Raw genomic sequence first — 24,212 nt, 5'->3', positions numbered from 1 at the left:
GTAGCTTTTTCTTAATGTGGCAAGTCAGTCGTTAATGACGAGTACCAAGAATTGGTATATCATCTTGCCAGATTGGAGATCCCAATGGCTCGAAACACATCCATTTCGCTTGGCGATCATTTTGTGGGGTTTATAGACCAGCAGGTCGAGGCGGGCCGATATGGTTCGGCAAGCGATGTTATCCGTGCCGGGCTCCGCCTTCTGGAAGAACACGAGGAAAAGCGGCGCGCGCTCCAAGCTGCACTAATTGAGGGCGAAGAGTCGGGTGAGCCGCAGAGCTTCGACTTCGATGCCTTCAAGGCTCGCAAGAGGACAGCGATCCGGACGTGATGCGGGGCTTCAAGCTTTCTCCCGCAGCCATCTCGGACATCGCGGCTATCTGGGACTACACGGCAGAGCACTGGAGTGCTGATCAGGCGGATCGCTACACGGACGACATCAGGGATGCTTGTGAAGCGCTCTGTTCTGGTCTGAAGGTGGGTCGGCCGGTGGACGTCAGGCCGGGCTACATGAAATATGCGGTTGGGTCGCATATGCTCTACTTCCGGCAGATGGACGACTGGATCGTCATCGTCCGCATCCTGCATCAGCGCATGGATGTCGGCACCCGCCTATGAAGCCCGGGCATGAGCCTCCTTCATGTCCGGCAGAAACACGGTCAGGAGACCGAGCAGCGGCAGGTAGGAGCAGATCTGGTAGACGAAGGTGATGCCCTTTGCATCGGCGATCGTGCCGAGCACGGCTGCCGCGATGCCGCCCATGCCGAAGGCGAAGCCGAAGAAAATGCCGGCGATCATGCCGACGCGACCGGGCACCAGTTCCTGCGCAAAGACGACGATGGCGGGGAAGGCCGAGGACAGGACCAGGCCGATGATAGCCGACAAGACGATCGTTGCTTCGAACCCGACATAAGGTAGCGCCAGCGTGAAAGGCAGGACGCCTAGGATGGAGAACCAGATCACGGCTTTCGAGCCGTAGCGGTCGCCCATCGGACCGCCGATCACGGTGCCAACGGCTGCCGCTCCCAAGAACACGAACAGCATCAGCTGCGCATCCTGCACGGACACCTGAAAGCGCTCGATGACATAGAAGGTGTAATAGCTGGCGAAGCTGGCATTGTAGATGTTCTTGGTAAAAACGAGCAGCGCCAGAACCACCAGTGCTGATTGCGTGCGGCCGCGCGGAAAGGGCAGGGTGAAGTTGGGAGCAGCGCGCCCCGCGGAAGCGCGATGCACGCCGCTATACCAACTGCTCACCTGCCATAGCACGATCATGCCGATGAAAGCCGCTGCGGAGAACCAGGCAACGCTGCCTTGCCCGCGTGGCACGACGATAAAGGCCGCAAGCAGCGGTCCGACTGCCGAGCCGAAATTGCCGCCGACCTGGAATACGGATTGCGCCAGGCCATAGCGTCCACCTGATGCCATGCGTGCCACGCGCGAGGATTCCGGGTGGAAGATCGCCGAGCCCAAACCGATCATGCAGGCGCCGAGCAGCAGGAACAGGTAGCTGCCGGCATAGGCCAGGATGAACAGGCCGACCAGCGTCGATGCCATGCCCACAGGCAGCGAATAGGGCAGCGGGCGCTTGTCGGTGTAAAGGCCGATCACCGGCTGCAACAACGACGCCGTGACTTGGAACGCCATGGTCAGCAAGCCGATCTGCCAAAAGTCGAGACCGTAATCGCGCTTCAACAGCGGATAGATCGACGCCAGCAGGGTCTGCATCAGGTCGTTCAGGAAATGACAGAAGCTGACCGCCAGGATGATGCTGAAGGTCGTGGTCTGGGCGGTCTCCGCCAAGCTGATCGTTTGCGACTGGCTCATGCGGGGTGACCCTGAACGTTACGACAACCCCGCTTTAGCTGGCTTGGCTGATGCGACCAAGCTCAGGCGGCAGTTTAATCGTTGGTCCAGTCAGACGCTCGCAGGCTCGAAGAAGATCAGGCGATTGCCGAATGGATCGGTCACCGCGACTTCGCGAAGTCCCCAAGGCTGCGTTTCCAGACCGGGGCGCATGAAGCCGTAATTCTTCGAAAGCAAGTCGGCATGGAGCGCTTCGATCTCGGTGACCGCAATACGAACAGCCGAACCCGGCGTCGCATCACCGTGATGTTCGCTCAGATGAAGCTCAACACTGTCGCGCTGAACCGCCATGTAGAGCGGTAGATCGGGGGCAAAGCGATGTTCCCAGGCAACTTCAAAACCGAGAAAGTCGACATAAAACTCGCGGGCTTTGGCAATGTCGAACATCCGCAGGATCGGCATAGTGCGCCCAAGGGACATTCCGGCCTCGCTTTTTTCCTAGTCGAACAGGCTCGACACGCTTTCTTCCGTTGCCGTGCGCGAGATGGCTTCGCCGATCAGGTCGGCGATGGTGAGCACGCGGATATTGTGGGCGGCTTCGACGCTCGATGTCGGCTGGATGGAATCGGTGATCACCAGTTCCTTCAGCTTCGACTGTGCGATCCGATCGGCAGCACCGCCGGATAGAACGCCATGGGTGATATAGGCGGTGACGCTGTTGGCGCCGTTGGCGAGTAGCGCGTCGGCCGCGTTGCAGAGCGTGCCGCCCGAATCGACGATGTCGTCGTAAAGCAGGCAATCAGCGCCTTCGACATCGCCGATGATGTTCATGACTTCCGACTCACCCGGGCGCTCGCGGCGCTTGTCGACGATGGCGAGCGAGGCATCGACGCGCTTGGCCAGCGCACGAGCGCGCACCACGCCGCCGACATCCGGCGACACGATGGTGAGCTTGGACGAGGCATAGGTTTGTTTGACGTCGCGCGACATGACCGGAACCGCAAATAGGTTGTCGGTCGGGATATCGAAGAAGCCTTGGATCTGGCCGGCATGGAGATCCATGGTTAGAACGCGGTCGGCACCGGCCTGCGTGATGAGATTGGCGACAAGCTTGGCCGAGATCGGCGTGCGGCCCGAAGCGCGACGGTCTTGCCGGGCATAGCCGAAATAGGGAATCACTGCCGTGATGCGGCGCGCCGATGAGCGACGGAACGCGTCGATCATGATCAGCAGTTCCATCAGGTGGTCGTTGGTCGGATAGGACGTCGACTGAAGAACGAAGACGTCCTCGCCGCGCACGTTTTCCTGAATCTCGACGAAGATTTCCTGGTCCGCGAAACGGCGAACGCTGGCTTTGCCGAGTGGAACATTGAGATAGCGGGCGACCGCTTCGGCAAGGATCCTGTTGGAGTTGCCCGCAAAAAGCTTCATCGCCAGTCCTTGATCTTACAACCGAGCGCTTGCCGGAGTTGGATGACGGGGCTTTTACCGGTCAGACCGCGCATTGCAACCCGTGCTGTGACGCATATCGAAAGTTAATCCCAAAAAAGCGTTGTGCGGGAGGCAAGATCAGCCGTTTTGAGCCTCAATAAAGCGCGCCGTTTCTTCGATCGAGCGATCGGCAATCGCCTGCATGGCAGCCGGCTTCACGCTTTCCCAACCCGAACCTGCGCCGCCGCCGGGCTCGCTGCCCTGGATGCGATGCAGGCGCTTGCCGGATCGATCGCTGATGTCCCAGACATAATTCACCATCGTACGACCGTTTTGCTCGCCGACCGTGAAGTAGCCCTTCATGACATGCGTCGCCGTTTTGTCCGAGGCGGCGGTGAAGGCGAGACCGTGTGCCTTGGCCTGCGCACCGAAGCGGACGGCAAGGGGCTGCGCGGCATCGACGCCGACGCCGCTGACTTCGGCCAAGGCGATGCGGGCGGGGCCGGAGGGCAGGGCGGCGACTTCAGGCTCGCGTTCAACCGGCTCGGCTTCGCGCATGGGTGTCAAGGGTTCGCGCACGGCTGAGCGCGGTGGGTCGAGCCTTGCTGCCTGGGCTTCCAGCGTGCGCGCACCGCCACGATGGCGCTCGTCATAGGATTGGTCGCTTTGGCCGGCATAGGCGACGTTGCGGCCGTCATCATCGCTGCGGGATGAGCCGCCGCCGCCAACATAGGCCGGCGGCACGCGCACGCGTGATACGGAGCCGTCATCGCGGGGATAGGCCGACTCGCGTAGTGGCGCTGCATCGGCACGGTCATAATCAGAGCCGCTGTCGGACTCGTTCATGCTGAGCACTGACCCGCTCGACCCGACATCCAGCGGCGGGATCGGATGATCCGACATGCTGCAGCCGGCCATCGTCGTGAGGGCCAGAACCAGTGCGGCTATGTTTCGGCTGTTGACCATGGGTCCCCTTCCGTCGCGAAGAGGATAGGGTCGGAGTCCTTACCTAAACACTTCCTGATGGAAGAGCGGCGGGGTCGGTGCCGAAGATGGTTAAGCCGCTCTTAGCTCCTGATGATGAGGTCAAGCCCGTGGCGCGACAGCGAGCGGGGTGCCGCGTCGGTCGTTAGATAGGTGCGTCCGAGCGTCATGGCTGTGTTGGTGTCGGAATCCATGATGATCATATGCGCGAACAGCGTCATGTCCGGCACGATCGGCTCGGGGTTGGCCTGGTAGAACATCGGCATGTCCATCCAGGACGGGCTGAAGCGCGCGCCAACCGAATAACCGCAGGCGTTCAAGCGATGGCGGGTCAACTCATGCGCTTCCATGACCTTGGAGTGGGCGTCGAACACGTCGCCAAACGTGTTGCCGGGGATCATCGCTTCTTCCACGGCCAGCAACGCGTCTTCGGCCGCTTCGAACAACTCCTGATGACGGGCGGTCGCCTCGCCGACCAGAACCGTGCGCATCATCGGCGCATGATAGTGGTGGAAAACGCCGGCCCATTCCAGCGTCAGCTGGTCCTGCGTCGACAGCGTGCGGCGCCCCGCCTTGTAGCGGCACAGAAGCGCGTCGGCGCCGGAGCCGATGATGAACTCGTTGGCGGGATAATCGCCGCCGCCGGTGAAGATCGCACCCTGCATCGCTGCCAGGATCGCGCCTTCATCGGCGCCGGACTTGATGAGGGGCAGGGCAGCATCGAGCGCATCGTCGCTGAGTTCGGCGGCACGTTCGGCCTTCTTGATCTCGGCCGGGCTCTTCACCTGCCGCAAGCGCGGAATGATCGCGGAGGCATCCAGGATCTTGCCGAAGGTCTGCAACTGCTCGTCCAGGCGGCGACCGTTGAAGCCGGTCAGGCCGTGCGTGTCATATTCCACGCCGATCTGCGCGCCGAGTAAATCGAGATCGTTGAGGAGGTTACGCAGATCGAGCGTCGGGTCGGAGCCGGCGCGGTCGGTCCAGAGCGTGATGTTGTCGATGGTGGACGTGTGGCGCGCCTGCCGCAGATCGGCGGAGCGCGTCAAAAGCACCATCGAGCCGTCGGATTTCAGCACCAGGCACTGGAAGAAGCAGTAGCCGAACGTGTCGAAGCCGGTCAGCCAATACATGCTTTCCTGCGCAAAGATCAGCAGCGCATCGATCTTGGCGGTGCCCATCTCGGCGATGAGCCGGTCGCGCCGCGCATCGTATTCGCTCTTTTCGAAATGAAGGGCCATCAACGTTGCTCCAGCATGATTGCGGATATCTGGCGGCCATAATCAGGCTCGCCGCGATGTGTTGTGCGCCGGTACGAGAAGAACAGCTCTTCCTCGGCATAGGTGCAGCGGTATAGCGCCTCGGCCTGCACGCCGGTGCGGCGAAGGCGGTCGACCGTATAGGTGTTCAGATCAAACAGCGCATGGCCGGGATTCGGCGAAGCGCCGAAATAGCGGACATTTTCCGGATCTGCATCCACGAAGCGCGCCACGAGTTCGGGCCCAACCTCGTAATTGGCTGCGCTGATCGACGGCCCAAGCACGGCAGTGATCCGCTCGCGGCTTGCGCCTAGCGATTCCATTTTGACGATCGTGTCTTCCAGCACGCCGGTCAGCGCGCCCTTCCAGCCGGCATGGGCGGCACCGATCACGCCGGCTTGCGCGTCGGCATAAAGAATCGGCCCGCAATCGGCCGTGGCGATGGCGATCAACACGCCGGGCGTCGCGGTTACCACGGCGTCGGCCTTTGGGCGCGCGCCATCAAACGGACCGTCGACGATGATCGCCTCGGGTGAATGGATCTGGTGCGGACTGACCAGCGCGTCCTCCTCGCGGTTGAACCAGGCGGCGAGGCGGCGGCGGTTTTCGCGCACGGCGTCCTGATCGTCGTCCGAGCCAAGGCCGATGTTCAGACCCTCGTAGATCCCTTTCGACACGCCGCCGACACGCGTGAAGAAGCCGTGACGGATCGCGCTGCCCGCCGTTTCATCGAGCAAGGCAGACCGGATCGGCTCAGGCCGGGTTTGAACTGGCATCATGAGAGGTTCGCTGGGCTGATTGAAAGGGGTGGCCGGCTTTGTCCGGGGTGAAGCAGGGCTGCTGAATCGTGCGGCAGGGAAAGCGTCAAGTCAATTGGGGAGGAGCCCCTAGCGCCCGAAGCCGGCCGGCGCAAGTCTGGGCGGGGTGATGGCCAGCACCTTGAACAGCTCGCCCATCTGGTCTGGTCCTGCCAGCCGCTCCACCGCATCGCGGATCGCCTGCTGTCCCGTTTCATCCAGCGCGGCACCCAGCTGGCCCGCGCGCTGAAGTAGGCCGACCGCCAGGAGGAAGTCGCCCTGCGTGGTCAGATGCGCCTTCAGCCCGGCTGTTTCAGCAACAGCGGCCAGCGCGGCAAAATCCACATGCGCGGTGAGATCCGCTTCCCCCGGTTCCGCCAGCACATCCGCGAAGGCATGCTTGCGCAGCGCCTGCAGCGTGTCGCCGACTGCTGGCTTGAGGTAGCCATAGTCGAGGAACAGACCGGCACCGCCATGAACCGCAAGATGCGCGGCGATCGCGGCCATGATGGCGCTGCGGGCGGGTGCGAGTTCCGCAATCGAACCGTCCGGTGCCTGCATGGCATCGTCCGGCAACAGTGCCGCATCCGGCATGCCCGGTCCGGCAACGAAGCTTAGATCGTCATCCTCACCCAGCGCAAGCAGCCGCTCGCGCCACGCGCCTTCAACCTTCACGAATTGCCGGATCGGCACGGCGTCGAACAGCTCATTGCCGATCAGGATCAAAGGCTGCTTCGGCAGTTCTGCAACGTCGTCATGCCAGCGGAGCGGCAAGTCGAAGGCCGAAAGCGTCTCGCGCTGCACTGCGCGCAACCGTGGGCTTGTTTCCACCAACGCAATTGTCGCTTGCTCGCAAAACGCCGGCTGAAGGCGGCGCAGCGTGCGCAGCATGTCCTTCATCAGCGTGCCGCGTCCTGGCCCGATCTCAGCCAGCGTCACGGGTGAAGGCGCGCCAAGCGCCTGCCACGTTGCCAGCACCCAGGCGCCGATCAGCTCGCCGAACATCTGGCTGATCTCAGGCGCGGTCGTGAAGTCCCCGGCCTGCCCAAACGGTTCGCGCGTCGTGTAGTAACCGTGTTCCGGATCGAACAAACAGATCGCCATGTAGTCGGACACCGAAATCGGCCCGTTCGTGGCGATCAGCGCCCGCAGACGCTTCGTCAGCCCGCTCATGCCCGGCGGGAAACCCGGCTTGCCCAGATCATCGCGATTACGCCAATCAACACCATCGGCAGGGACAGGATCATGCCGCGCGTGATCCAGTCCGTCCCAACCTGGTAGCCGAGTTGGGCGTCAGGAACGCGGTAGAATTCCACGATGATGCGGCTGATGCCGTAGCCGGTAATAAACGCGCCGCCGATGAAGCCGGGCGACTTCAGCTTGCGGAACACATGGATAAGCACCCACAGCACGAGGAACAGCACAAGCCCTTCGAGTGCTGCTTCATAAAGCTGGCTGGGGTGTCGCGGTTCAGGGCCGGCAGCCGGGAAGATCACGGCCCAAGGCACGTCGGTCGGCTTGCCCCAGAGTTCCTGGTTGATGAAGTTGGCGATGCGAACGATGCCGATGCCGATCGGCGCTACGGCCGCCATCGTGTCGATCAGCCCAAACAGCGGAATGTTGCGCTTGCGCGTGAAGACGATGATCGCCAGCACGACCCCGAGCAACCCGCCATGAAACGACATGCCCCCGCGCCATACCGCCACGATCTGCGAGGGGTCGGCGAGATAAATGGGCAGGTCGTAGAACAGGATGTAGCCGAGCCGTCCGCCCAGCACGATGCCCAGGGCTGCCCACATCAGGAAGTCGTCGAGGTCTTCGCCTTTCAAGGGAGGCGTGTCGTTGCGCCAAAGGCTCGGCTGGCTCACAAGACGCTTGGAAACCCACCATCCCAACAGGATGCTGACGACATAGCCGATGCCGTACCAATGGATGGGCACAGGCCCAAGATTGATCGCCACAGGATCGATGTTGGGGAAGGCAAGCGCCGAAAGGCTAATGGGCATCGCAAGGAGTTTCCGCAGATTCGCGGGCGACCATGCAGAGGCCCCGGCATGCGGTCAAGCGCAGCACCCCCGCATTAGTCTTGCAATCAGCCGGAGCGGGTCCTACTTCGAAACCAACACTGGAGATCCTGTTATGACCACCACCGGACCGAACCGCATCTTCGACGATTTCGCCAAGCTGATGACCGATGCTGCGGGCGCTGCACAGGGCGTGCGCCGCGAGGTGGAAACGGCTGTTCGTGCCCAGGCCGAACGCATGCTGAACTCCATGGACATCGTGAAGCGCGAGGAATTCGAGGCCATGCGCGACATGGCGATCAAGGCGCGCGCCGAGAACGAAGCCCTGTCGGCGCGACTCGACGCGCTCGAAGCGAAGCTTGCTTCGTCCACGTCCGCGTCGGACACCGCGTCCGACTCTGGTCCAGTGACGCTCGGAACCGAGCCGAACGTCGGCTGATCCGGCTTTTCCTCGCCGGGGTTGTCCACAACCCCTCGTCCAGAGAAAGTGCTTTCGGCAGAATCCCTTAAGAGGTCGCAGCGATGCGGCCTCTTTTTTGTTTCCACACCTGTCTGGGGGCTCAAACAAAAAGAGGCTGGTGGCGCGACTCCCGATCAATACACTGAATCTGCTGCATGATTCGGAACGGGGTCAGCAGCAGGGAAGGTTAGACGGCAGCATGGAAGCGCTCGAAGAAGAAGGGCATCCAGCCTCGCTCAAGTGACCGGTCGGATAGTGGCAGTGTTGCAGCCTCTCTCGACCCATCCAGCGTACCGTTTCGCGTGTTGCGTAAGCCTATTATGCGAGGTGCCGAGGCGCCTCGATCCCGAGAAACAGGACGCTCAATGAATCTGCAAACAGCGGACCTGGCGCGCGACTCCCATCCGGTCGACGTCATCGAGCAGGTCGCGCATACCAATGACTGGTCCTTCGAGCGCACGGGTGACGACGAGATCGCGATCTCCGTTGCCGGCAGCTGGACCGATTACCACGTCTCCTTTTCCTGGATGGAGGATTTCGAAGCCCTTCACCTGGCCTGCGCTTTCGATCTGAAGGTGCCGGAAGCGCGCACTTTCGAGGTCCTGCGCCTCCTGTCGCTCATCAACGAACAGTTGCTGTTCGGCCATTTCGATCTGTGGGAACAGGAAGGCGCGATCATGTTCCGCCAGTCGCTGCTTCTGTGCGGCGGCGCCGAGCCCAACATCCAGCAGGTCGAAGTGCTGCTCACCAGCGCGCTTGAAGCCTGCGAATGCTATTATCAGGCCTTCAGCTTCGTTGTGTGGTCGAACAGCTCGGCCAAGGATGCGTTGGCCGGCGTCCTTTTTGACACGGCGGGCAACGCCTGATGTCGGCAGGCAAGGAACGTCTGCCGGAGATCAGCTTCGGCGACTTCGAGAAGGTCGATATCCGCGTCGGCACGATCGTGTCGGCCGAGCCTTATCCGGAAGCGCGCAAGCCTGCGATCAAAATCACGATCGACTTCGGCGATCCGATCGGGATCAAGAAGTCCTCGGCGCAGATTACCAAATACTACGAGCCCGAAACGCTGATCGGCAGTCAGGTGCTGGCCGTCGTCAACTTTCCGCCGCGCCAGATCGGCAAGTTCATGTCGGAAGTCCTCACGCTCGGCATGCCGGACGAGGAAGGCGAGGTGGTTCTCACCACCGTCGAGCGAAGGGTGCCAAACGGCGGCAAGCTGTTCTAGCTGCCAACGTCACACCGGCGCTGCAACCGCCCCTGCCGTCGAGCCCGTCACCAACAACTGAATGAAGTCGATCACGATCGCCGAAAGCACACCGGCCGTGGTGGTGCCGATGCCCAGCAGAAACAAGCGGCTGGCGCGGTCATAAACCCGCCGGCGCAGGGAGTCGTGACGCAGCAGGGTCATCATCGACATGAACTGAAGCACGATGCCGACGCCCAGAAGCAGCAGGGTCGGCAGATCTTCCAGCTCCCAGGGAATGGGATTGTGCGCCCACTGCGTCACGAAAGTCAGTGAGAAAGACAGAAGAATGCCGCTGACGGTCAGCGTGCCGTTGCGAAACAGCATCTCGACCAGCGGTTCGTTTTCATCACTCTTCAACGGCATGCAGATCCCCCTCGCTACCCCTGATTAGTCAAGTGCTCGTTCGTCAGGCCGGAACCCGGATCGTTGCGCGCAAGCCGCCCATCGGACTGTCGCCGAGAGTAACATCGCCGCCATGCGACCGTGCAATGTCGCGCGCGATCGAAAGGCCCAGCCCCGTTCCCGACTTGTCGAGATTGCGCGCTTCGTCCAGCCGGAAAAAGGGCTTGAAGACGTCGACCCGACGATCTTCCGGCACACCCGGGCCATCATCGTCGATGGTGACGATCAGCGTTCCTTTCGTGTGAACGGCCTGCACCTCGACCTTGTTGGCATAGCGGAAGGCATTGCCGATCAGGTTCGACAGGAGCCGCTGGAAGTCGTTTGGCCGCACTTTTACCAGCGGACTGCCTGACAGCTTGGTATTCAGTGCACGCTCACGCAAACGCGCTTCTTCGCCGAGCTTGTCGAAATAGGCCTGGAGGTCGAGCACACCGGAACTCTCAGCGCCTTCGCCACGCGCAAACGCCATGTAGCCTTCGATCATCGACTGCATGTCGTCGATGTCCTCGTCCATCGCTTCCTTTTCCTCGACGGGCGGCATCAATGCCAGCTGCAGCCGGAAGCGGGTCAGGATGGTGCGCAGATCGTGGCTCACACCGCTCAGCATCATCGTGCGCTGCTCGATCTGCCGCTCGATGCGCTCGCGCATCTGGATGAACGCCATGCCGGCGCGCCGCACTTCCTCGGCACCGCGCGGCCGGTATTCGAGGTTCGGACGACCCTTGCCAAAGCTCTCCGCCGCTTCCGCCAGCGCTAGGATCGGCCGCATCTGGTTGCGCAAGAACAAGACGGCAATCGTGATCAGCACCAAGGACGTGCCGACCATCCACAGCAGGAAGATGTGGGTGTTCGAGGCATAGGCCTGATTGCGGCGCGCAAACACGCGCAGTACGCCATCACCCAACTGAACGCGGATCTCCACGATGTTGGAATTGCCGACCGTATCGATCCAGAACGGCCGGTTGATCTGCTTGGTGATCTCGCTCGAAAGCGCTTCATCGAGGATCGAGAAGAAGGGCTTCGGTCCCGGTGCGGGCAGGGGATCGGGAGGCAAGATGTCGACGCGAAGCCCAAGCCGCTCCTGCGCGATGCGCACGATCTGGCTGTAATCGCCGTTTGGGGCAAGCGTGTCGGTCATGTCGATGATAGCCGCGATGTCGCGCACCACGGCTTCCGACAGGCGCACGGTCACCGTTTGCCAGTGCCGCTCCATGAACACGAAGGCGACCACCGATTGCAGCAGGATCATCGGCGCAATGACGATGATCAGCGAACGCGCATAGATGCGCTTCGGCATCATATGCGAAACCTGCCGCCAGAACCGGTTCCAGCGGATGGCAAGCGGATGCTCGGCCGGCAGCAAGCGCAGCTTGCGCAGCCGCATCCTGGGCAGTTTCAACCTGTCCTTGCTCAAAGGGAAGATGAAGGCCATCGCCGATCGTTTCGGTTTCCAGGCGCTGTTCTAGCGCATCAGCGACGCCCGCACAAAGCCGTGCGCTTTATTCCACGCTCAGCCGGTAGCCGATGCCGCGCACGGTTTGCAGCCAGACCGGGTTGGACGGATCGCGCTCGATCTTGCGGCGCAGCCGGTTGATCTGGACGTCGATGGTGCGCTCGCCGACTTCCGTGTCGTTGCCGACGAGTTCATGGCGCGGGATGGTTTCGCCGGCGCGCTGCGCAAACATCACCAGAATGTCCTGCTCGCGATCGGTCAGTTTTAGCGGCTCGCCGGCGCGCTTCAGCTCACGACGTGCGATCTGGAACGTGTAGGGGCCAAACACGATCTGCTCGACCTTTGGCGTTGTCGGTTGCGCGCCGCGGCGCAGGATGTTGCTGATGCGCAGAAGCAGTTCACGTGGGTCGAACGGCTTCGGCAGGTAATCGTCAGCGCCCGCTTCCAGACCCTCGATGCGGTTGTCGGTTTCCGACAAGGCCGTCAGCATCAGGATCGGCACCTGCTTTTCTTCACGCAACGCGCGCGTGAGTTCGACGCCGGTTTCGCCGGGCATCATCACGTCGAGGATGATGAGGTCGAAGTCCAGCCCGGCCAGCAGCCGACGCGCATCTGCGGCGCTGGCGGCCATGGTGACGCGAAAGGCGTTCTGCCCAAGAAACTTCTTCAACAGCGTGCGGATGCGCGTGTCGTCGTCCACCACCAGGATATGCGGTGCGTCGTCATCGGGGATAGGGGCGGGTTCGGTCATGATCGTTCCTCAGCCGACTCAGGCTCGTGGTGCCCGAGATTATCCACCTGCTGCCTGAATTCGCGATTCACCATTTCCTTCAAGAAGTGTTCGACGGTTGAACGATCTTCCGGCTTGAGGTCGGCCAATGCCCGGCTGATACGGCGGGACTGTGGCGCGGCCAGTGCCAGCGCCAACGCACGGCCCTTAGCCGTCAGGTGCAGCTCCCGCTGCCTGCGGTCGCGCGGACCCTGCACCTGCATGACATGGCCGGTGTCGATCAGCTGCTTCAACACGCGCGCCAGGCTCTGCTTGGTGATCTGCAGCACGTCCAGAAGCTCGGCGACGGTCAATCCCGGCCGACGGTTGATGAAGTGCAGAATGCGGTGATGCGCCCGCCCGAAACCCAGCTCGTCCAGCATGTGGTCGGGGTCCGAGGTGAAGTCGCGATAAGCGAAGAAGAACAGTTCGATCAGATCGAAATCGATCTCGGGCGCCTCGGAACTCGGTGCAGGCTCCTCTGCGGGATCGATCCTGCGGGCGCTTGTATCGGCCATTGTCTAAAACTTGCTCCTAAAATTTATGTCAGCCTTGTTGACATAATCTCGAACCGTGGTAATTTTCTGCCAGCAAATCGACGATACGCGAACGAAAAACAGCGTCAGGACATTTTTCCCGCAACATCATTGATTGCCTCATCGTTGCCCACCTTTAAACAGACTGGACGCGATAAGATCTCGCTACAAACGGGATTTCGTCAACTATAACAAGCGCTCCTAGGGAGATTACTATGGCATCGGTCCCATTCGATCAGTTGGACGGCTTTATCTGGATGAACGGCGAGTTCGTGAAGTGGGCGGATGCCAAGGTCCACGTACTCACCCATGGCCTTCATTATGCAAGCTCGGTGTTTGAAGGCGAACGCGCTTATGGCGGCGAAATCTTCAAGCTCGCAGAGCACACCAAGCGCCTGCATGATTCCGCCGAGATTCTCGGCTTCACCATTCCTTACTCGCAAGAGGTGATCAACGACGCCTGCTGCGAACTGCTGCGCAAGCAGGGCTTCACCGACGCCTATGTGCGTCCTGTGGCGTGGCGCGGATCGGAGTCGATGGGCGTTTCTGCTCAGAACAACCGCATCAATTGCGCGATCGCGATCTGGCAGTGGCCGTCTTATTTCAACCCCGAGCAGAAGCTGAAGGGCATTCGCCTGGACATGGCTGAGTATCGCCGTCCGGATCCCCGCACCGCACCGTCGCGCGCCAAGGCCGCCGGCCTTTACATGATCTGCACGCTGTCGAAACATGCCGCGGAAGCCAAGGGCTACGCCGATGCGTTGATGCTCGATTGGCGTGGCCAAGTCGCCGAAGCGACCGGCGCCAACGTATTCTTCGTCAAGGACGGCCAGTTGCATACGCCGGATGCCGATTGCTTCTTGAACGGCATCACGCGCCAGACGGTGATCGAGCTTGCCAAGCGTCGCGGCATCACGGTCAACGAGCGCGCTATTCAGCCGGAAGAGCTGTCGACTTTCAGCGAATGCTTCCTCACCGGCACGGCTGCGGAAGTGACGCCAGTGTCGGAGATCGGCGAGTTCCGCTTCACGCCGGGTAAGATCAGCGAGCAGCTGATGAACGACTACACGGCTGAAGTGACGCCGAAGCAGATCGCCGCCGAATAAGCGGCAGGCTGCGTCATCATCATTGCGGCCTCCGGCAGATGTCGGAGGCCGTAATGCGTTCGGGTAGGGCGCTTCTTAGTGCGCCAGCATTTCCTCGACGATTTCATCCTTGTTTAGCGCGAAGGGATAATAGGTCGGAAAGTTCGTGATCTCCTTCAGCAGCGCTGCGCGATCATCCCCGAAATAGAGATGGAAATGCCCTGCCTTTTGCGGCGCGATCGTGTGGTCGCTGAATTGGAAATAGTCCGGCGCCGCATCATCGCCTGATGTCTTCTTGAAGATAAAGCGAACGCCGCGATTGCCCTTGGGATAGGTCAGGATCTCCAACCCGTCGCTGGCATAGGTCGCCTTGGATGGCTGGCGCTGCTTATAGAAGGTCACCTGGTCGCCTTCGATGCTGATCCAGTCCACATCGGTCTTGTATCCGACCTCGTACTCTTCCTTGTATTCCTCAGCGGTCTTGTCGCCTTTGTCGGCCTTCTTGGCCATCACCGTGTCCAGCGTGCCGTCGGTCAGGTACGGGTACACCGATTGCCAATGGCCTTCCCAGTCCGAAAGCGGTCGTTCCTTGACCTGATCGTCTTCGAAATAACCGGAGTAGATCTTCTTTTCCTCTTCGGTTTGCGGATGATGATGATGGCCGTGCACGTGTTCCTGGCTCTGAGCGGTTCCAGACGCCGCTTTATCGGCTGCGAAGACTGCGCCGGTGAACAGCAGCGTCGAAGAAAGAGCGAGTGCGGCAGCGCGCTGGATGAGGGTGTGGTGCATGAAGAAACCTCGCGGTTGAACGGGAATGTAGATCGTTACGATGTAACATAACGTTATGTTGTTACGATCTGATGTCGCGGAGTGCAAGAGGGCTCGTGCATTGTGGCACCTGCGCTTGTTCGTCTGCCGGAACCAGCCTATGCCGGACTGAACATCAGGGAGCTCACGCATGGGCCAACTCAATGCAGCGATCGTGCCGGTTACGGCTTTCCAGCAGAACTGCACCATCCTGTTCGATGCCGAAACGAAAGTCGGCGTGGTGGTCGATCCGGGCGGCGATGTACCCCGCATTCAGGCGGCGCTCGAGCAATATGGATTCCAGGTCGAGGCGCTGTGGCTCACCCATGGCCATATCGATCATGCCGGCGGCGCGATGGAGCTAAAAGAGCTGCTTGGCGTGCCCTTGATCGGCCCGCATGAAGCGGATCGGCCTTTGCTTGAGAATATCGAGATGCAGGCGCAGCGCTTCGGTGTGGCGGAGAGCGTGCGCAACTGCACGCCGGACCGCTTCCTCACCGAAGGCGAGACGGTGTCATTCGGCGACCACGTGTTCGAGGTGTTGCATTGCCCTGGTCATGCGCCGGGCCATGTCGTCTACTACAATCGCGCTGCTGCTTTTGCCCATGTCGGCGACGTGCTGTTCAACGGCTCGGTCGGTCGCACCGATTTGCCCGGCGGCGATCATGCAGCGCTGATCCACTCCATCAAGACCAAGCTGCTGCCGCTTGGTGACGAAATCGGCTTCATCTGCGGTCATGGTCCGGGTGGCCGTTTCGGCGAAGAGCGCCGCACAAACCCGTTCCTGACGGGCAGCGCTTGAAGGGCGAGAACGTCTCACAAACGAAAAACGCCGCGGTATGAGCCGCGGCGTCTTCATTTCTATCCAGCTGCGAAATCAGTTGGCTTCGCAGAAACGGCTCACACCGTCATAGCCGACGAAGGTGCCGGTCGACGGGTTGAAGCTGCGATAACGGTCCGAGCAGTAGCGGTACCAATCGCGTGACCAAGGCTCGATGCCATAACCGCCGCTGTAAACGACCTGCGGACGGGACTGGACATAACGCGGCTGTGCGTAAACACGCCGCGGGGGCGGGGCCGGGTAGTAGCCATCATCGACGATGATCCGCTCGCGCGGCTGTGCCAACGCACCGCCAACCAGGGCACCGACGGCCAGACCGGCGATGCCGGCTACGGCCGCGTCACTGCCGCGGTGGGAATGGTGATGACGATAGCCGTCACGATAGCGCCAGCGGTCATCCGCTTGCGCGCTCGAAAAGGCCGTCAGAGTGGTTGCGGCAACGGCGGCCGACAAAACTAAGGACTTCAGGAAGCGCTTCATTTCAGATCTCCTGCGCCGGTCTCCAAGAACACTACCAGCTTGAAACAACGCTATAGAGCGCGCAATCTGAACGCGCGCTGAATAGGCAGGTTCCCGACCATTAGATGCCGCTGAAACGCTGGGTTTAGCCGATCTGAAGGTTGACGGCCTTGGGGCCTTTACCGCGCTTGTCCGGCTCGGTGTCGAAGCGCACCTTCTGGCCATCCTGCAGGCCGGGCAGACCAGAAGACTGAACGGCAGAAATGTGCACAAACACATCCTTGCCGCCATCATCCGGCGTGATGAAGCCGAAGCCCTTGTCTTCGTTGAAGAATTTTACAGTTCCGCTTTGTGCCATCTGCTCTTCCCTCGTTCCGTGGATCAGCCGGAACGCATGCGCCCGGTCAGCGCCGGCGCGAGCAGGATCATCCGTCACAAGGCTCAAGGCGGCACCGCGCCTTAGTGTTGGCCGATTTCAGCCGCCTCGGCAAGAAAAAGCTTCCGCTTACGTCATCATAAGGGGCGATGATCAAGCGCGGGGAAACGACCCCCGCACTCTTTTCATGTGCGCGATCAGCGATCGCCGCATCGGCTGAAGCCAAGTGTCACGCGGGGCGGAGGTTAACCGCCTTGGGACCCTTGCCCATGCGATCGGGCTCGACTTCGAAGCTGATCTTTTGTCCGTCGGTCAGCGTGTGCATGCCTGAACGTTCAACGGCTGAAATGTGCACGAACACATCCTTGGCGCCATCGTCGGGTGTAATGAAGCCGAAGCCCTTCGTTGCGTTGAAGAACTTCACAGTACCAGTCTGCGCCATGAAGGGATAACTCCTTGTCCCAAGCTTTGTCGTAACCGGCCTTGGTTGCGCCTTGGCCGGCCTTCCTCCCCACATTGCTGCGGGTTTCAAATAGTCAGTGCCGGGTGGACGACGGTTTTATGCGTCGCTGAACGGCAAAAGCCTAAACGTGCACATTTATCGCATGGAAGAAAAAGCCCGGCAAGAGGTACAACCTAAAGTCTAAAGCCGATGCCGCTTATAAGTACTTGAGACGGCTTAACCTTTGATCGAAATCAAGGGCGATTGCTTGATCGGGCGTTGGATGAACTGGGTAATTTGCGCTTTGTAGTTGCTTGATCCGCAACGCTCCGCTCATAGCCGCAGTCAAGACGACTGATGCTTCTGCCTGTTGGCGCCAAGGCGCGGAGCCCCTATAATAAGGGCACGTTGCGACTTGGCTTGCAACGTCCATCATCAAGGAAAGACGTCGGTTCGCAGTGGCACTTGTTTGCCAGCGCCGTCGTGTTTTCGTTTAAGATCGAGAAGGCTGATCGGCCATGAGCGAGATCGATACTCCGCCCGTCACCAAGGTGCGGCCAAAAACCGAGCGGCCGAAGCTGCACAAGGTCATTCTAATCAATGACGACTTTACGCCACGAGAGTTCGTGACGGCAGTCCTGAAGGCGGAATTTCGCGTCAACGCCGACACGGCCAACCAGATCATGATGACCGCTCATCGTAAGGGCGTGTGCGTGGTCGCCGTGTTCACCAAGGACGTGGCTGAAACCAAGGCAACGCGCGCCACCGATGCCGGGCGGAATGCCGGCTATCCGCTCCTGTTCACCACCGAACCGGAGGAATGAGCGGGTTCAGCGACCGCCATTCACCAGGTTGAGGATCAGCTGATGGACATTGCCGCCATCGCTCATCTCCACCCGGTCGAACTCACTGGCCTCGTGCCGCTGATCGTTTGAGGCAGCCGCCAGCATAGGCTGGATCGCCTCGCGGATTGTCCGACACTCCGGATCGTCAGGCTGGAAGAAACCCACTGTTTCCTTGTAGATCCGATCCGCCATGGTCCTGATCTGCTGCCCATGCACCTTTTCATGCGCGAGAATGCCGGCACTGAACGTCTTCCAGAGCTTAGTTGTGCCCGCCGAAAGCGCGCCTGTCGCTTCCGGTACGGTGTAGGTGATGGTCAAAAAGGGAACCGCCGACACCAGCCGGCACCCATTACCCTCACGCTGATAATTGCGCCGCCATTTCAAATCGAAGTTCGTATGGGCGATCGTCCCCACCACCCCCATGCCACCAATCCGCGGCCCGTTCGCGCCGATGGACTCGTAGAGTTCCGGGCCGGTGGAACCCGAAACCGCATAGGTCTTCACCCGCTCGGTCGCTTTGACTTGCGCCGCAGCGGGGAGGGAGAGGGCAGCGAAAATCGCGGCTGCAAGGCCAAGCGGCAGACTCACCTTCACCGCCCCGGACGCCCGGTCTTGGACTTGCGGCGCTTCTGCTTGGCCACATCGGAAGGGTCTTCATAGGAGCCGACGCCGATCTTGGCGCGGATCAGGGGGCGAACATCGTCGGCGCTGCCGGGCACCGGCTTTTCCGGCTTGGTGCCTTCCACCGGCTTTTCTGTTCGCCGCACCGTCATCTCGTCCAGCGAATTCTTGCGGAACAACGAACGCGACACGGCTCCGGCCGGGGTCGCTGTGTCTGTTCCCGGACCCATATTGTCGAGGTCGGGCTTGGCAAACAGCGACTTGCCCGTTTCCTCGTCCACGGTGCGATGCAGCGCGCGGCCCTTGTTGTGTTTACCCTTTTCGCGACCCGACACCGGGCTTTCATATTCCACGGTCCGCGCCAGCGGATCGTCGGACACCGCCAGTTCCGCTTCACGCAGCCGCTTGATCTCGTCGCGGATACGTGCGGCCTTCTCGAAGTCGAGATCGGCCGCGGCGTTGCGCATTTCCTTCTCGAGATGATCGAGATGCGCCTTGAGATTGTTGCCGACGAGGTTGTTGGCGCCGCCCTTTTCCTTTGCACCCGGGATCTCGGCACGCACATGGTCGCGCTCGTAAACGGAGTCCAGGATGTCGGCGATGTTGGACTTCACGCTTTCCGGCGTGATGCCGTGCTCGGCATTATAGGCCAGCTGCTTTTCGCGGCGGCGGTTGGTTTCCTCCATCGCTCGCGTCATCGAGCCGGTGATCTGATCGGCGTAGAGGATCACCTTGCCGTCGACGTTACGCGCCGCACGGCCGATCGTCTGGATCAGCGAGGTTTCGGAGCGCAGGAAGCCTTCCTTGTCGGCATCGAGGATCGCCACGAAGCCGCATTCGGGAATATCGAGGCCTTCGCGCAGCAGGTTGATGCCGACCAGCACATCAAACGCACCGAGCCGCAAATCCCTCAGGATTTCGATGCGCTCCAGCGTGTCGATATCGGAATGCATGTAGCGGACGCGGATGCCCTGCTCATGCAGATATTCCGTCAGATCTTCCGCCATGCGCTTGGTCAACACGGTGCAGAGCGTGCGATAGCCGGCCGCCGTGGTTTCGCGGATCTCGCCCAGGACATCGTCGACCTGCGCCTTTGCCGGACGCACCTCGACCGGCGGGTCGATCAGACCGGTCGGACGGATCACCTGCTCGGCAAACACGCCGCCGGCTTCTTCCATTTCCCAGCCGCCCGGCGTCGCCGAAACCGCGACCGAAAGCGGCCGCATCGCGTCCCATTCTTCGAAGCGCAGCGGGCGGTTGTCCATGCAGGACGGCAGACGGAAGCCGTATTCGGCCAGCGTCGCCTTGCGCCTGAAGTCGCCGCGATACATGCCCCCGATCTGCGGCACGGTCACATGGCTTTCGTCGATGAAGACCAGCGCATTGTCGGGAATGTATTCGAACAGGGTCGGCGGGGGATCACCCGGCTGGCGGCCGGTGAGATAGCGCGAATAGTTCTCGATGCCGGCGCAGGAGCCTGTCGCTTCCAGCATTTCGAGATCGAACCGCGTGCGCTGTTCCAGCCGCTGCGCTTCCAGCAAACGGCCGGCGCGCTCCAGCTCGACAAGGCGGCCCTGCAGCTCTTCCTTGATCGACTTGATCGCCTGGTTCAGCGTCGGGCGCGGCGTCACATAGTGCGAATTGGCGTAGATCTTCACCGACTTCAGCTCGCCGGTCTTCTTGCCGGTGAGCGGATCGAATTCCATGATGCTTTCGATCTCGTCGCCGAACAAGGAGATGCGCCAAGCACGGTCTTCCAAGTGGGCCGGGAAGATCTCGATCGTATCGCCGCGCACCCGGAACGAGCCGCGCACGAAGTTGATGTCCTGACGCTTATATTGCTGCGCCACAAGGTCGGCGAGCAGCTGTCGCTGGTCCAGGCGATCGCCGATCGTCATCTGGAACGTCATCGCCGTATAAGTTTCGACCGAGCCGATACCGTAAATGCAGGACACCGACGCGACGATCACCACATCGTCACGTTCCAGCAGCGAGCGCGTCGCGGAATGGCGCATGCGGTCGATCTGTTCGTTGATCGACGACTCCTTCTCGATGAAGGTGTCGGTGCGCGGCACATAGGCTTCCGGCTGGTAGTAGTCGTAGTAGGAAACGAAATATTCGACGGCATTGTCGGGGAAGAACTTCTTGAACTCGCCGTAGAGCTGCGCCGCCAGCGTCTTGTTGGGCGCGAGGATCAGCGCCGGACGCTGCGTTTCGGCGATCACCTTCGCCATGGTGAAGGTCTTGCCCGAGCCGGTAACGCCGAGCAGGACCTGCGTCCGGTCGTTTTGCTGCACGCCTTCCACGAGATCCTTGATCGCCGTCGGCTGGTCGCCCGACGGCTTGAACTCGGTCTGCATCTTCAGCGTGATGCCGCCTTCGGATTTTTCAGGCCGATGCGGGCGGTGCGGCGTCCACAGCACACCGTTCTTGTGCAGCGGGTTGCCACTTTCGATCAGCGCCGACAGCGCCGCCACCGTCGCCGTCACGCCGGATGAATTCAGCGATGACGCGTCTTCGAGGCTGATATCCATGCCGGCAACAGGATTGAGCCCGGCTGCCGCACGCTCCTTCGGCGTCGCCGCGCCACCCATGGAGGTGCCACGTGCCGATTTAGTCGCTGCCGATGAGCGCTCGGGGACTTTCTTGGCCGCCTTACCCCCACCCTTGACGGAAGAGGCGGCGCGCGACGCAGGTAAGGAGTTTGTGAAGGTGTCGTTACCCCCACCCTTTATCCCTCCCCTCAAGGGGGAGGGGGACGTCGCCGTCGAGCTTCCGTTTTCACTATCGTCGTCAGGCGCATAGGTGGCCGATTTCCCCTCCCCCTTGAGGGGAGAGGTACGGGGTGGGGGTGCAACAGAAGCCTCACGCGCCGCGCTCTCAGCTTCCTTCTCGATCTGCGCAGCCCAGTCGCTGATCGATCCGCTTAACGGCGTACCTGTTAGTTCCATCTGCGGCGCTTCGCCGAAACCGTCGCGCGCGGCATCGTCGGCGGCATCGACCGGCCCTTCATCGGCATCGATCGTGTCATTCGGCGCCCGACCGCGATGCAGCGGTTCAGACGCATCAAGAAAGTCGGTCAGCGGATTGCCGCGCTTCTTCGGACCCGAAGGCGCTTTGCGAGACGGTGAATTGGCCATGTCGCCAATATGGTGAGAGTCCCCCTGAAGGGGAAGAGGGTCTGGCATCAGCCTGTGCGGAAGCGCAGCCCTGCTGACATACCGGCGGCACTGTCGGCAAGAAACAAAGTCGCCTTGCAGCCGTTGGGAAGACACCCCGTTCAAACAAGGAGCGTCTTCATGGCCAGCCTGAAAGCTTTCGCCCTCAACTGCTCTCTCAAGGCCTCGTCAAACGAGGAAAGCTCCTCCACCGAGAAGCTGGTATCCGACCTCTTCAAGGCCTTCGAGAAGGTTGGCGTGTCCTGTGAGGTCGAACGCGCGCTCGACCACGACATCAAGCCGGGTGTGGAAAGCGACATGGGTGAGGGCGATCAATGGCCGCCTCTGCGCCAGAAGATCCTCGACGCAGACATCTTCGTTCTGGCAATGCCGATCTGGCTCGGCCAACCCTCTTCGGTCGCCAAACGCGTGATGGAGCGCATGGACGCCTTTCTGGAGGAAGCCGACGACCGGGGCCGAATGCCGGCAGCCGGCAAAGTAGCCGTGGTTGCCGTGGTCGGCAATGAAGACGGCGCGCACCATGTTCATGCCGAATGCTATCAGGCGCTCAACGATGTCGGCTTCACCATCCCCGCCAATGCCGGCGCCTACTGGGTCGGCGAAGCCATGGGCTCCAAGGAATACAAGGAGTTCAAATCACCGCCGGAAAAGGTGCAGCAGACCATCGATATGCTGGTGTCGAATGCTGCGCATCTCGCCAAGATCCTGAAAAATGCCAGTTATCCCGGTGTGGATTCGTAGAATCGCATGCTAGAGCGTGATCCTGTCACAAAAACCGGCTAAGGGTTCGCTGGTTGATAAAGAGACAAGGATCGAATCGATGAAGATTGCCGTTCTGGGTGGTGATGGTTTCGTCGGCTGGCCAACTTCGCTGCACCTTTCGGAGCAGGGCCATGAGATCCACATCCTCGACAATCTGTCGCGCCGCTGGATCGACACGGAGCTCGGCGTCCAGTCGCTGACGCCGATGGACTCGATCCAGGAGCGCACACGCATATGGCATCAGGAAACCGGCCGGCGCATCCATTTCCACCTCATCGATCTCGCGCGCGACTATGAAGTGCTGAAGAGCTGGCTGGCCGAAAACCGGCCGGATGCTATCGTGCATTTTGCCGAGCAGCGCGCCGCGCCGTATTCGATGAAATCGGACCGGCACAAGAACTACACGGTCAACAACAACGTCAACGCCACGCATAACCTGCTGAACGCCATGGTAGAGATCGGGCTCGACGCCCATCTCGTCCATCTCGGCACGATGGGCGTTTACGGCTATTCCACTGTGGGTGCCGAGATTCCCGAAGGCTATCTGCCGGTCGGCATCGAGACCATGTCGGGCGAAACAGTCAGCCAGGAGATCCTGTATCCGTCCAATCCCGGCTCGATCTACCATATGACCAAATGCCTGGATCAGCAGCTGTTCCAGTTCTACGCCAAGAATGATGGCGTGCGGATCACCGACCTGCATCAGGGCATCGTCTGGGGTACGCATACCGAGCAAACGCGCCGGCACGATCAGCTGGTCAACCGCTTCGATTATGATGGCGATTACGGCACGGTGCTGAACCGCTTCCTTATCCAGGCGGCGATCGGCTATCCGCTCACCGTTCACGGTGTCGGCGGTCAAACCCGCGCGTTCATCCACATCCAGGATTCCGTGCGCTGCATCGAACTGGCCCTGAACAATGCGCCGAAGAAGGGCGACCGCGTAAAGATCTTCAACCAGATGACGGAAACGCACCGCGTGCGCGATCTCGCCGAATTGGTGGCCCGCATTGCCGGCGGCACGGTTGCCTATCTGCCGAACCCGCGCAAGGAAGCGGCTGAGAACGATCTGGTGGTCAAGAACGACCAGTTCCGGGCGTTGGGCCTCAACGCGATCACGCTGGAAGCCGGCCTCCTGTCTGAAGTCATGGATGTCGCCAAGAAATACGCCTACCGCGTCGACCGCAGCCGCATCCCGGCGGTGTCGGCCTGGACAAAGGACATCGCGCCGACGTTGGAACACGACCCGGAAGGCAGGCGCCTGAAAAGCGTGAGCTGAGCGCTTTACCCTCCCCCTTGTGGGGGAGGGTGGCGAACGCAGAGAGCGGGTGGGGGTATGATGACGGACGCAACGCTCACACCTGATCCACTTGGCGGATCGACCCTTCCCAAAAGGGCGAGGGTAGGAACGCCATCGGTGCCGCCAAAATGACGCCAGCCTTGCGCTACGACGCAGATGCGAATGCAGCCTATATCCGCCTTTCGGATGCGCAGATCCTGGAAAGTGAAGAGGTCTCCGCGGAGATCGTCCTGGATTACGATGCGCAGGGACATATCGTCGGGATCGAGTTTCTGAACGCAACGGCGCAGCTATCGCAGGAGTTGCTTGCTGCTGCCTAAGCGTAGAGCTTT

30 protein-coding genes are annotated in these 24,212 nt (G+C 61.0%); 12 read left to right on the top strand and 18 right to left on the bottom strand.

Going from position 1 to position 24,212, the window contains the following annotated elements:
• The first annotated feature begins 84 nt into the window (after nt 1-84).
• Entirely contained in the window at nt 85-330 is a 246-nt protein-coding gene (locus IE166_RS07620; RefSeq protein ID WP_189502844.1) for a type II toxin-antitoxin system ParD family antitoxin, read from the top strand.
• Nucleotides 330-617, top strand: coding sequence for a type II toxin-antitoxin system RelE/ParE family toxin (locus IE166_RS07615; RefSeq protein WP_189502843.1), 288 nt, complete (start codon nt 330-332; stop codon nt 615-617). The genes IE166_RS07620 and IE166_RS07615 overlap by 1 nt, the downstream gene beginning before the upstream one ends.
• Here the strand turns inward: IE166_RS07615 and IE166_RS07610 are convergent.
• The 8 genes from IE166_RS07610 to lgt all read right to left on the bottom strand — a co-directional run bounded on the left by IE166_RS07610 (nt 612) and on the right by lgt (nt 8,279).
• On the bottom strand, nt 612-1,826 hold the full coding sequence (locus IE166_RS07610; RefSeq protein WP_189502842.1) for an MFS transporter: 1,215 nt from the start codon (nt 1,824-1,826) through the stop codon (nt 612-614). The genes IE166_RS07615 and IE166_RS07610 overlap by 6 nt on opposite strands.
• 90 nt (nt 1,827-1,916) lie before the next feature.
• Entirely contained in the window at nt 1,917-2,285 is a 369-nt protein-coding gene (locus IE166_RS07605; protein WP_189502841.1) for a glyoxalase superfamily protein, read from the bottom strand.
• Between the two features lie 18 nt (nt 2,286-2,303).
• A complete protein-coding gene (locus IE166_RS07600) occupies nt 2,304-3,236 on the bottom strand; it encodes a ribose-phosphate pyrophosphokinase (RefSeq protein ID WP_189502840.1) in 933 nt (310 codons plus the stop codon).
• A 138-nt stretch (nt 3,237-3,374) separates the two neighbouring features.
• The gene (locus IE166_RS07595) at nt 3,375-4,202 is read right to left on the bottom strand and encodes a hypothetical protein (protein ID WP_189502839.1); all 828 of its coding nucleotides are present in this window, start codon (nt 4,200-4,202) and stop codon (nt 3,375-3,377) included.
• A 101-nt stretch (nt 4,203-4,303) separates the two neighbouring features.
• A complete protein-coding gene (locus IE166_RS07590) occupies nt 4,304-5,458 on the bottom strand; it encodes a M24 family metallopeptidase (RefSeq protein ID WP_189502838.1) in 1,155 nt (384 codons plus the stop codon).
• Complete coding sequence (gene pgeF / locus IE166_RS07585; RefSeq protein ID WP_189503291.1) at nt 5,458-6,252, bottom strand: peptidoglycan editing factor PgeF; 795 nt, start codon at nt 6,250-6,252, stop codon at nt 5,458-5,460. Before pgeF ends, IE166_RS07590 begins: the two co-directional genes overlap by 1 nt.
• Before the next feature lie 111 nt (nt 6,253-6,363).
• Nucleotides 6,364-7,446 carry a class I SAM-dependent methyltransferase gene (locus IE166_RS07580; protein ID WP_189502837.1) on the bottom strand — a complete coding sequence of 361 codons (1,083 nt, stop codon included), beginning with the start codon at nt 7,444-7,446 and terminating at the stop codon, nt 6,364-6,366.
• Entirely contained in the window at nt 7,443-8,279 is an 837-nt protein-coding gene (gene lgt, locus IE166_RS07575) for a prolipoprotein diacylglyceryl transferase (protein WP_189502836.1), read from the bottom strand. Before lgt ends, IE166_RS07580 begins: the two co-directional genes overlap by 4 nt.
• 133 nt (nt 8,280-8,412) lie before the next feature.
• On the opposite strand from lgt, the gene IE166_RS07570 reads away from it, so the two are divergent.
• The 3 genes from IE166_RS07570 (at nt 8,413) to IE166_RS07560 (ending at nt 9,982) form a co-directional block, all read left to right on the top strand.
• Nucleotides 8,413-8,736 (top strand): accessory factor UbiK family protein, encoded by a 324-nt coding sequence (locus IE166_RS07570; protein ID WP_189502835.1) that lies wholly within the window; start codon nt 8,413-8,415, stop codon nt 8,734-8,736.
• Nucleotides 8,737-9,122: 386 nt separating this feature from the next.
• The gene (locus IE166_RS07565) at nt 9,123-9,623 is read left to right on the top strand and encodes a type III secretion system chaperone family protein (protein WP_189502834.1); all 501 of its coding nucleotides are present in this window, start codon (nt 9,123-9,125) and stop codon (nt 9,621-9,623) included.
• The gene (locus IE166_RS07560; RefSeq protein ID WP_189502833.1) at nt 9,623-9,982 is read left to right on the top strand and encodes a tRNA-binding protein; all 360 of its coding nucleotides are present in this window, start codon (nt 9,623-9,625) and stop codon (nt 9,980-9,982) included. Before IE166_RS07565 ends, IE166_RS07560 begins: the two co-directional genes overlap by 1 nt.
• A 9-nt stretch (nt 9,983-9,991) precedes the next feature.
• Here IE166_RS07560 and IE166_RS07555 read toward each other — a convergent pair whose 3' ends face one another.
• Together IE166_RS07555 and IE166_RS07550 are read right to left on the bottom strand one after the other, a co-directional pair.
• Nucleotides 9,992-10,366, bottom strand: coding sequence for a hypothetical protein (locus IE166_RS07555; RefSeq protein ID WP_189502832.1), 375 nt, complete (start codon nt 10,364-10,366; stop codon nt 9,992-9,994).
• Between the two features lie 43 nt (nt 10,367-10,409).
• Entirely contained in the window at nt 10,410-11,705 is a 1,296-nt protein-coding gene (locus tag IE166_RS07550) for an ATP-binding protein (protein ID WP_244641355.1), read from the bottom strand.
• On the opposite strand from IE166_RS07550, the gene IE166_RS20630 reads away from it, so the two are divergent.
• Nucleotides 11,689-11,871 (top strand): hypothetical protein, encoded by a 183-nt coding sequence (locus IE166_RS20630; RefSeq protein WP_244641354.1) that lies wholly within the window; start codon nt 11,689-11,691, stop codon nt 11,869-11,871. The genes IE166_RS07550 and IE166_RS20630 overlap by 17 nt on opposite strands.
• A gap of 33 nt (nt 11,872-11,904) precedes the next feature.
• Here the strand turns inward: IE166_RS20630 and IE166_RS07545 are convergent, their stop codons facing one another.
• Together IE166_RS07545 and IE166_RS07540 are read right to left on the bottom strand one after the other, a co-directional pair.
• Complete coding sequence (locus IE166_RS07545) at nt 11,905-12,609, bottom strand: response regulator (RefSeq protein WP_189502830.1); 705 nt, start codon at nt 12,607-12,609, stop codon at nt 11,905-11,907.
• Nucleotides 12,606-13,145, bottom strand: coding sequence for a MarR family winged helix-turn-helix transcriptional regulator (locus tag IE166_RS07540; protein WP_189502829.1), 540 nt, complete (start codon nt 13,143-13,145; stop codon nt 12,606-12,608). Before IE166_RS07540 ends, IE166_RS07545 begins: the two co-directional genes overlap by 4 nt.
• Nucleotides 13,146-13,378: 233 nt before the next feature.
• On the opposite strand from IE166_RS07540, the gene IE166_RS07535 reads away from it, so the two are divergent.
• The gene (locus tag IE166_RS07535) at nt 13,379-14,269 is read left to right on the top strand and encodes a branched-chain amino acid aminotransferase (RefSeq protein WP_189502828.1); all 891 of its coding nucleotides are present in this window, start codon (nt 13,379-13,381) and stop codon (nt 14,267-14,269) included.
• Nucleotides 14,270-14,344: 75 nt separating this feature from the next.
• Here IE166_RS07535 and IE166_RS07530 read toward each other — a convergent pair whose 3' ends face one another.
• Complete coding sequence (locus IE166_RS07530) at nt 14,345-15,037, bottom strand: ZinT family metal-binding protein (protein ID WP_189502827.1); 693 nt, start codon at nt 15,035-15,037, stop codon at nt 14,345-14,347.
• 169 nt (nt 15,038-15,206) lie between these two features.
• Here IE166_RS07530 and IE166_RS07525 point away from each other — a divergent pair, with 169 nt between their 5' ends.
• Nucleotides 15,207-15,857: an MBL fold metallo-hydrolase gene (locus IE166_RS07525; protein WP_189502826.1), complete on the top strand. Its 651-nt coding sequence runs from the start codon at nt 15,207-15,209 to the stop codon at nt 15,855-15,857.
• A 75-nt stretch (nt 15,858-15,932) separates the two neighbouring features.
• On the opposite strand, the gene IE166_RS07520 is transcribed toward IE166_RS07525, so the two are convergent.
• The 3 genes from IE166_RS07520 to IE166_RS07510 all read right to left on the bottom strand — a co-directional run bounded on the left by IE166_RS07520 (nt 15,933) and on the right by IE166_RS07510 (nt 17,173).
• Nucleotides 15,933-16,376, bottom strand: coding sequence for a BA14K family protein (locus IE166_RS07520; protein WP_189502825.1), 444 nt, complete (start codon nt 16,374-16,376; stop codon nt 15,933-15,935).
• 124 nt (nt 16,377-16,500) lie between these two features.
• Nucleotides 16,501-16,713, bottom strand: coding sequence for a cold-shock protein (locus IE166_RS07515; protein ID WP_189503290.1), 213 nt, complete (start codon nt 16,711-16,713; stop codon nt 16,501-16,503).
• 247 nt (nt 16,714-16,960) lie between these two features.
• Nucleotides 16,961-17,173 (bottom strand): cold-shock protein, encoded by a 213-nt coding sequence (locus IE166_RS07510; RefSeq protein ID WP_189502824.1) that lies wholly within the window; start codon nt 17,171-17,173, stop codon nt 16,961-16,963.
• A 518-nt stretch (nt 17,174-17,691) separates the two neighbouring features.
• On the opposite strand from IE166_RS07510, the gene clpS reads away from it, so the two are divergent.
• The gene (clpS, locus tag IE166_RS07505; RefSeq protein WP_189502823.1) at nt 17,692-17,997 is read left to right on the top strand and encodes an ATP-dependent Clp protease adapter ClpS; all 306 of its coding nucleotides are present in this window, start codon (nt 17,692-17,694) and stop codon (nt 17,995-17,997) included.
• 6 nt (nt 17,998-18,003) lie between these two features.
• Here the strand turns inward: clpS and IE166_RS07500 are convergent, their stop codons facing one another.
• Together IE166_RS07500 and uvrB are read right to left on the bottom strand one after the other, a co-directional pair.
• Nucleotides 18,004-18,606 (bottom strand): DUF922 domain-containing Zn-dependent protease, encoded by a 603-nt coding sequence (locus IE166_RS07500; RefSeq protein WP_308430514.1) that lies wholly within the window; start codon nt 18,604-18,606, stop codon nt 18,004-18,006.
• A 2-nt stretch (nt 18,607-18,608) separates the two neighbouring features.
• Nucleotides 18,609-21,779, bottom strand: coding sequence for an excinuclease ABC subunit UvrB (uvrB, locus tag IE166_RS07495; protein WP_385964859.1), 3,171 nt, complete (start codon nt 21,777-21,779; stop codon nt 18,609-18,611).
• 159 nt (nt 21,780-21,938) lie between these two features.
• On the opposite strand from uvrB, the gene IE166_RS07490 reads away from it, so the two are divergent.
• The 3 genes from IE166_RS07490 to IE166_RS07480 all read left to right on the top strand — a co-directional run bounded on the left by IE166_RS07490 (nt 21,939) and on the right by IE166_RS07480 (nt 24,200).
• The gene (locus tag IE166_RS07490) at nt 21,939-22,559 is read left to right on the top strand and encodes a flavodoxin family protein (protein WP_189502821.1); all 621 of its coding nucleotides are present in this window, start codon (nt 21,939-21,941) and stop codon (nt 22,557-22,559) included.
• A gap of 79 nt (nt 22,560-22,638) precedes the next feature.
• On the top strand, nt 22,639-23,859 hold the full coding sequence (locus tag IE166_RS07485; RefSeq protein WP_189502820.1) for an NAD-dependent epimerase/dehydratase family protein: 1,221 nt from the start codon (nt 22,639-22,641) through the stop codon (nt 23,857-23,859).
• 149 nt (nt 23,860-24,008) lie between these two features.
• Entirely contained in the window at nt 24,009-24,200 is a 192-nt protein-coding gene (locus IE166_RS07480; RefSeq protein WP_189502819.1) for a DUF2283 domain-containing protein, read from the top strand.
• The last annotated feature ends 12 nt before the right edge of the window (nt 24,201-24,212 follow it).

The sequence above is a fragment of the Tianweitania populi genome, from assembly GCF_014652875.1.
GTDB lineage: Bacteria > Pseudomonadota > Alphaproteobacteria > Rhizobiales > Rhizobiaceae > Tianweitania > Tianweitania populi.
Note: the sequence above shows the minus strand (reverse complement) of the source record. Positions and strands in the feature narration are given on the sequence as shown.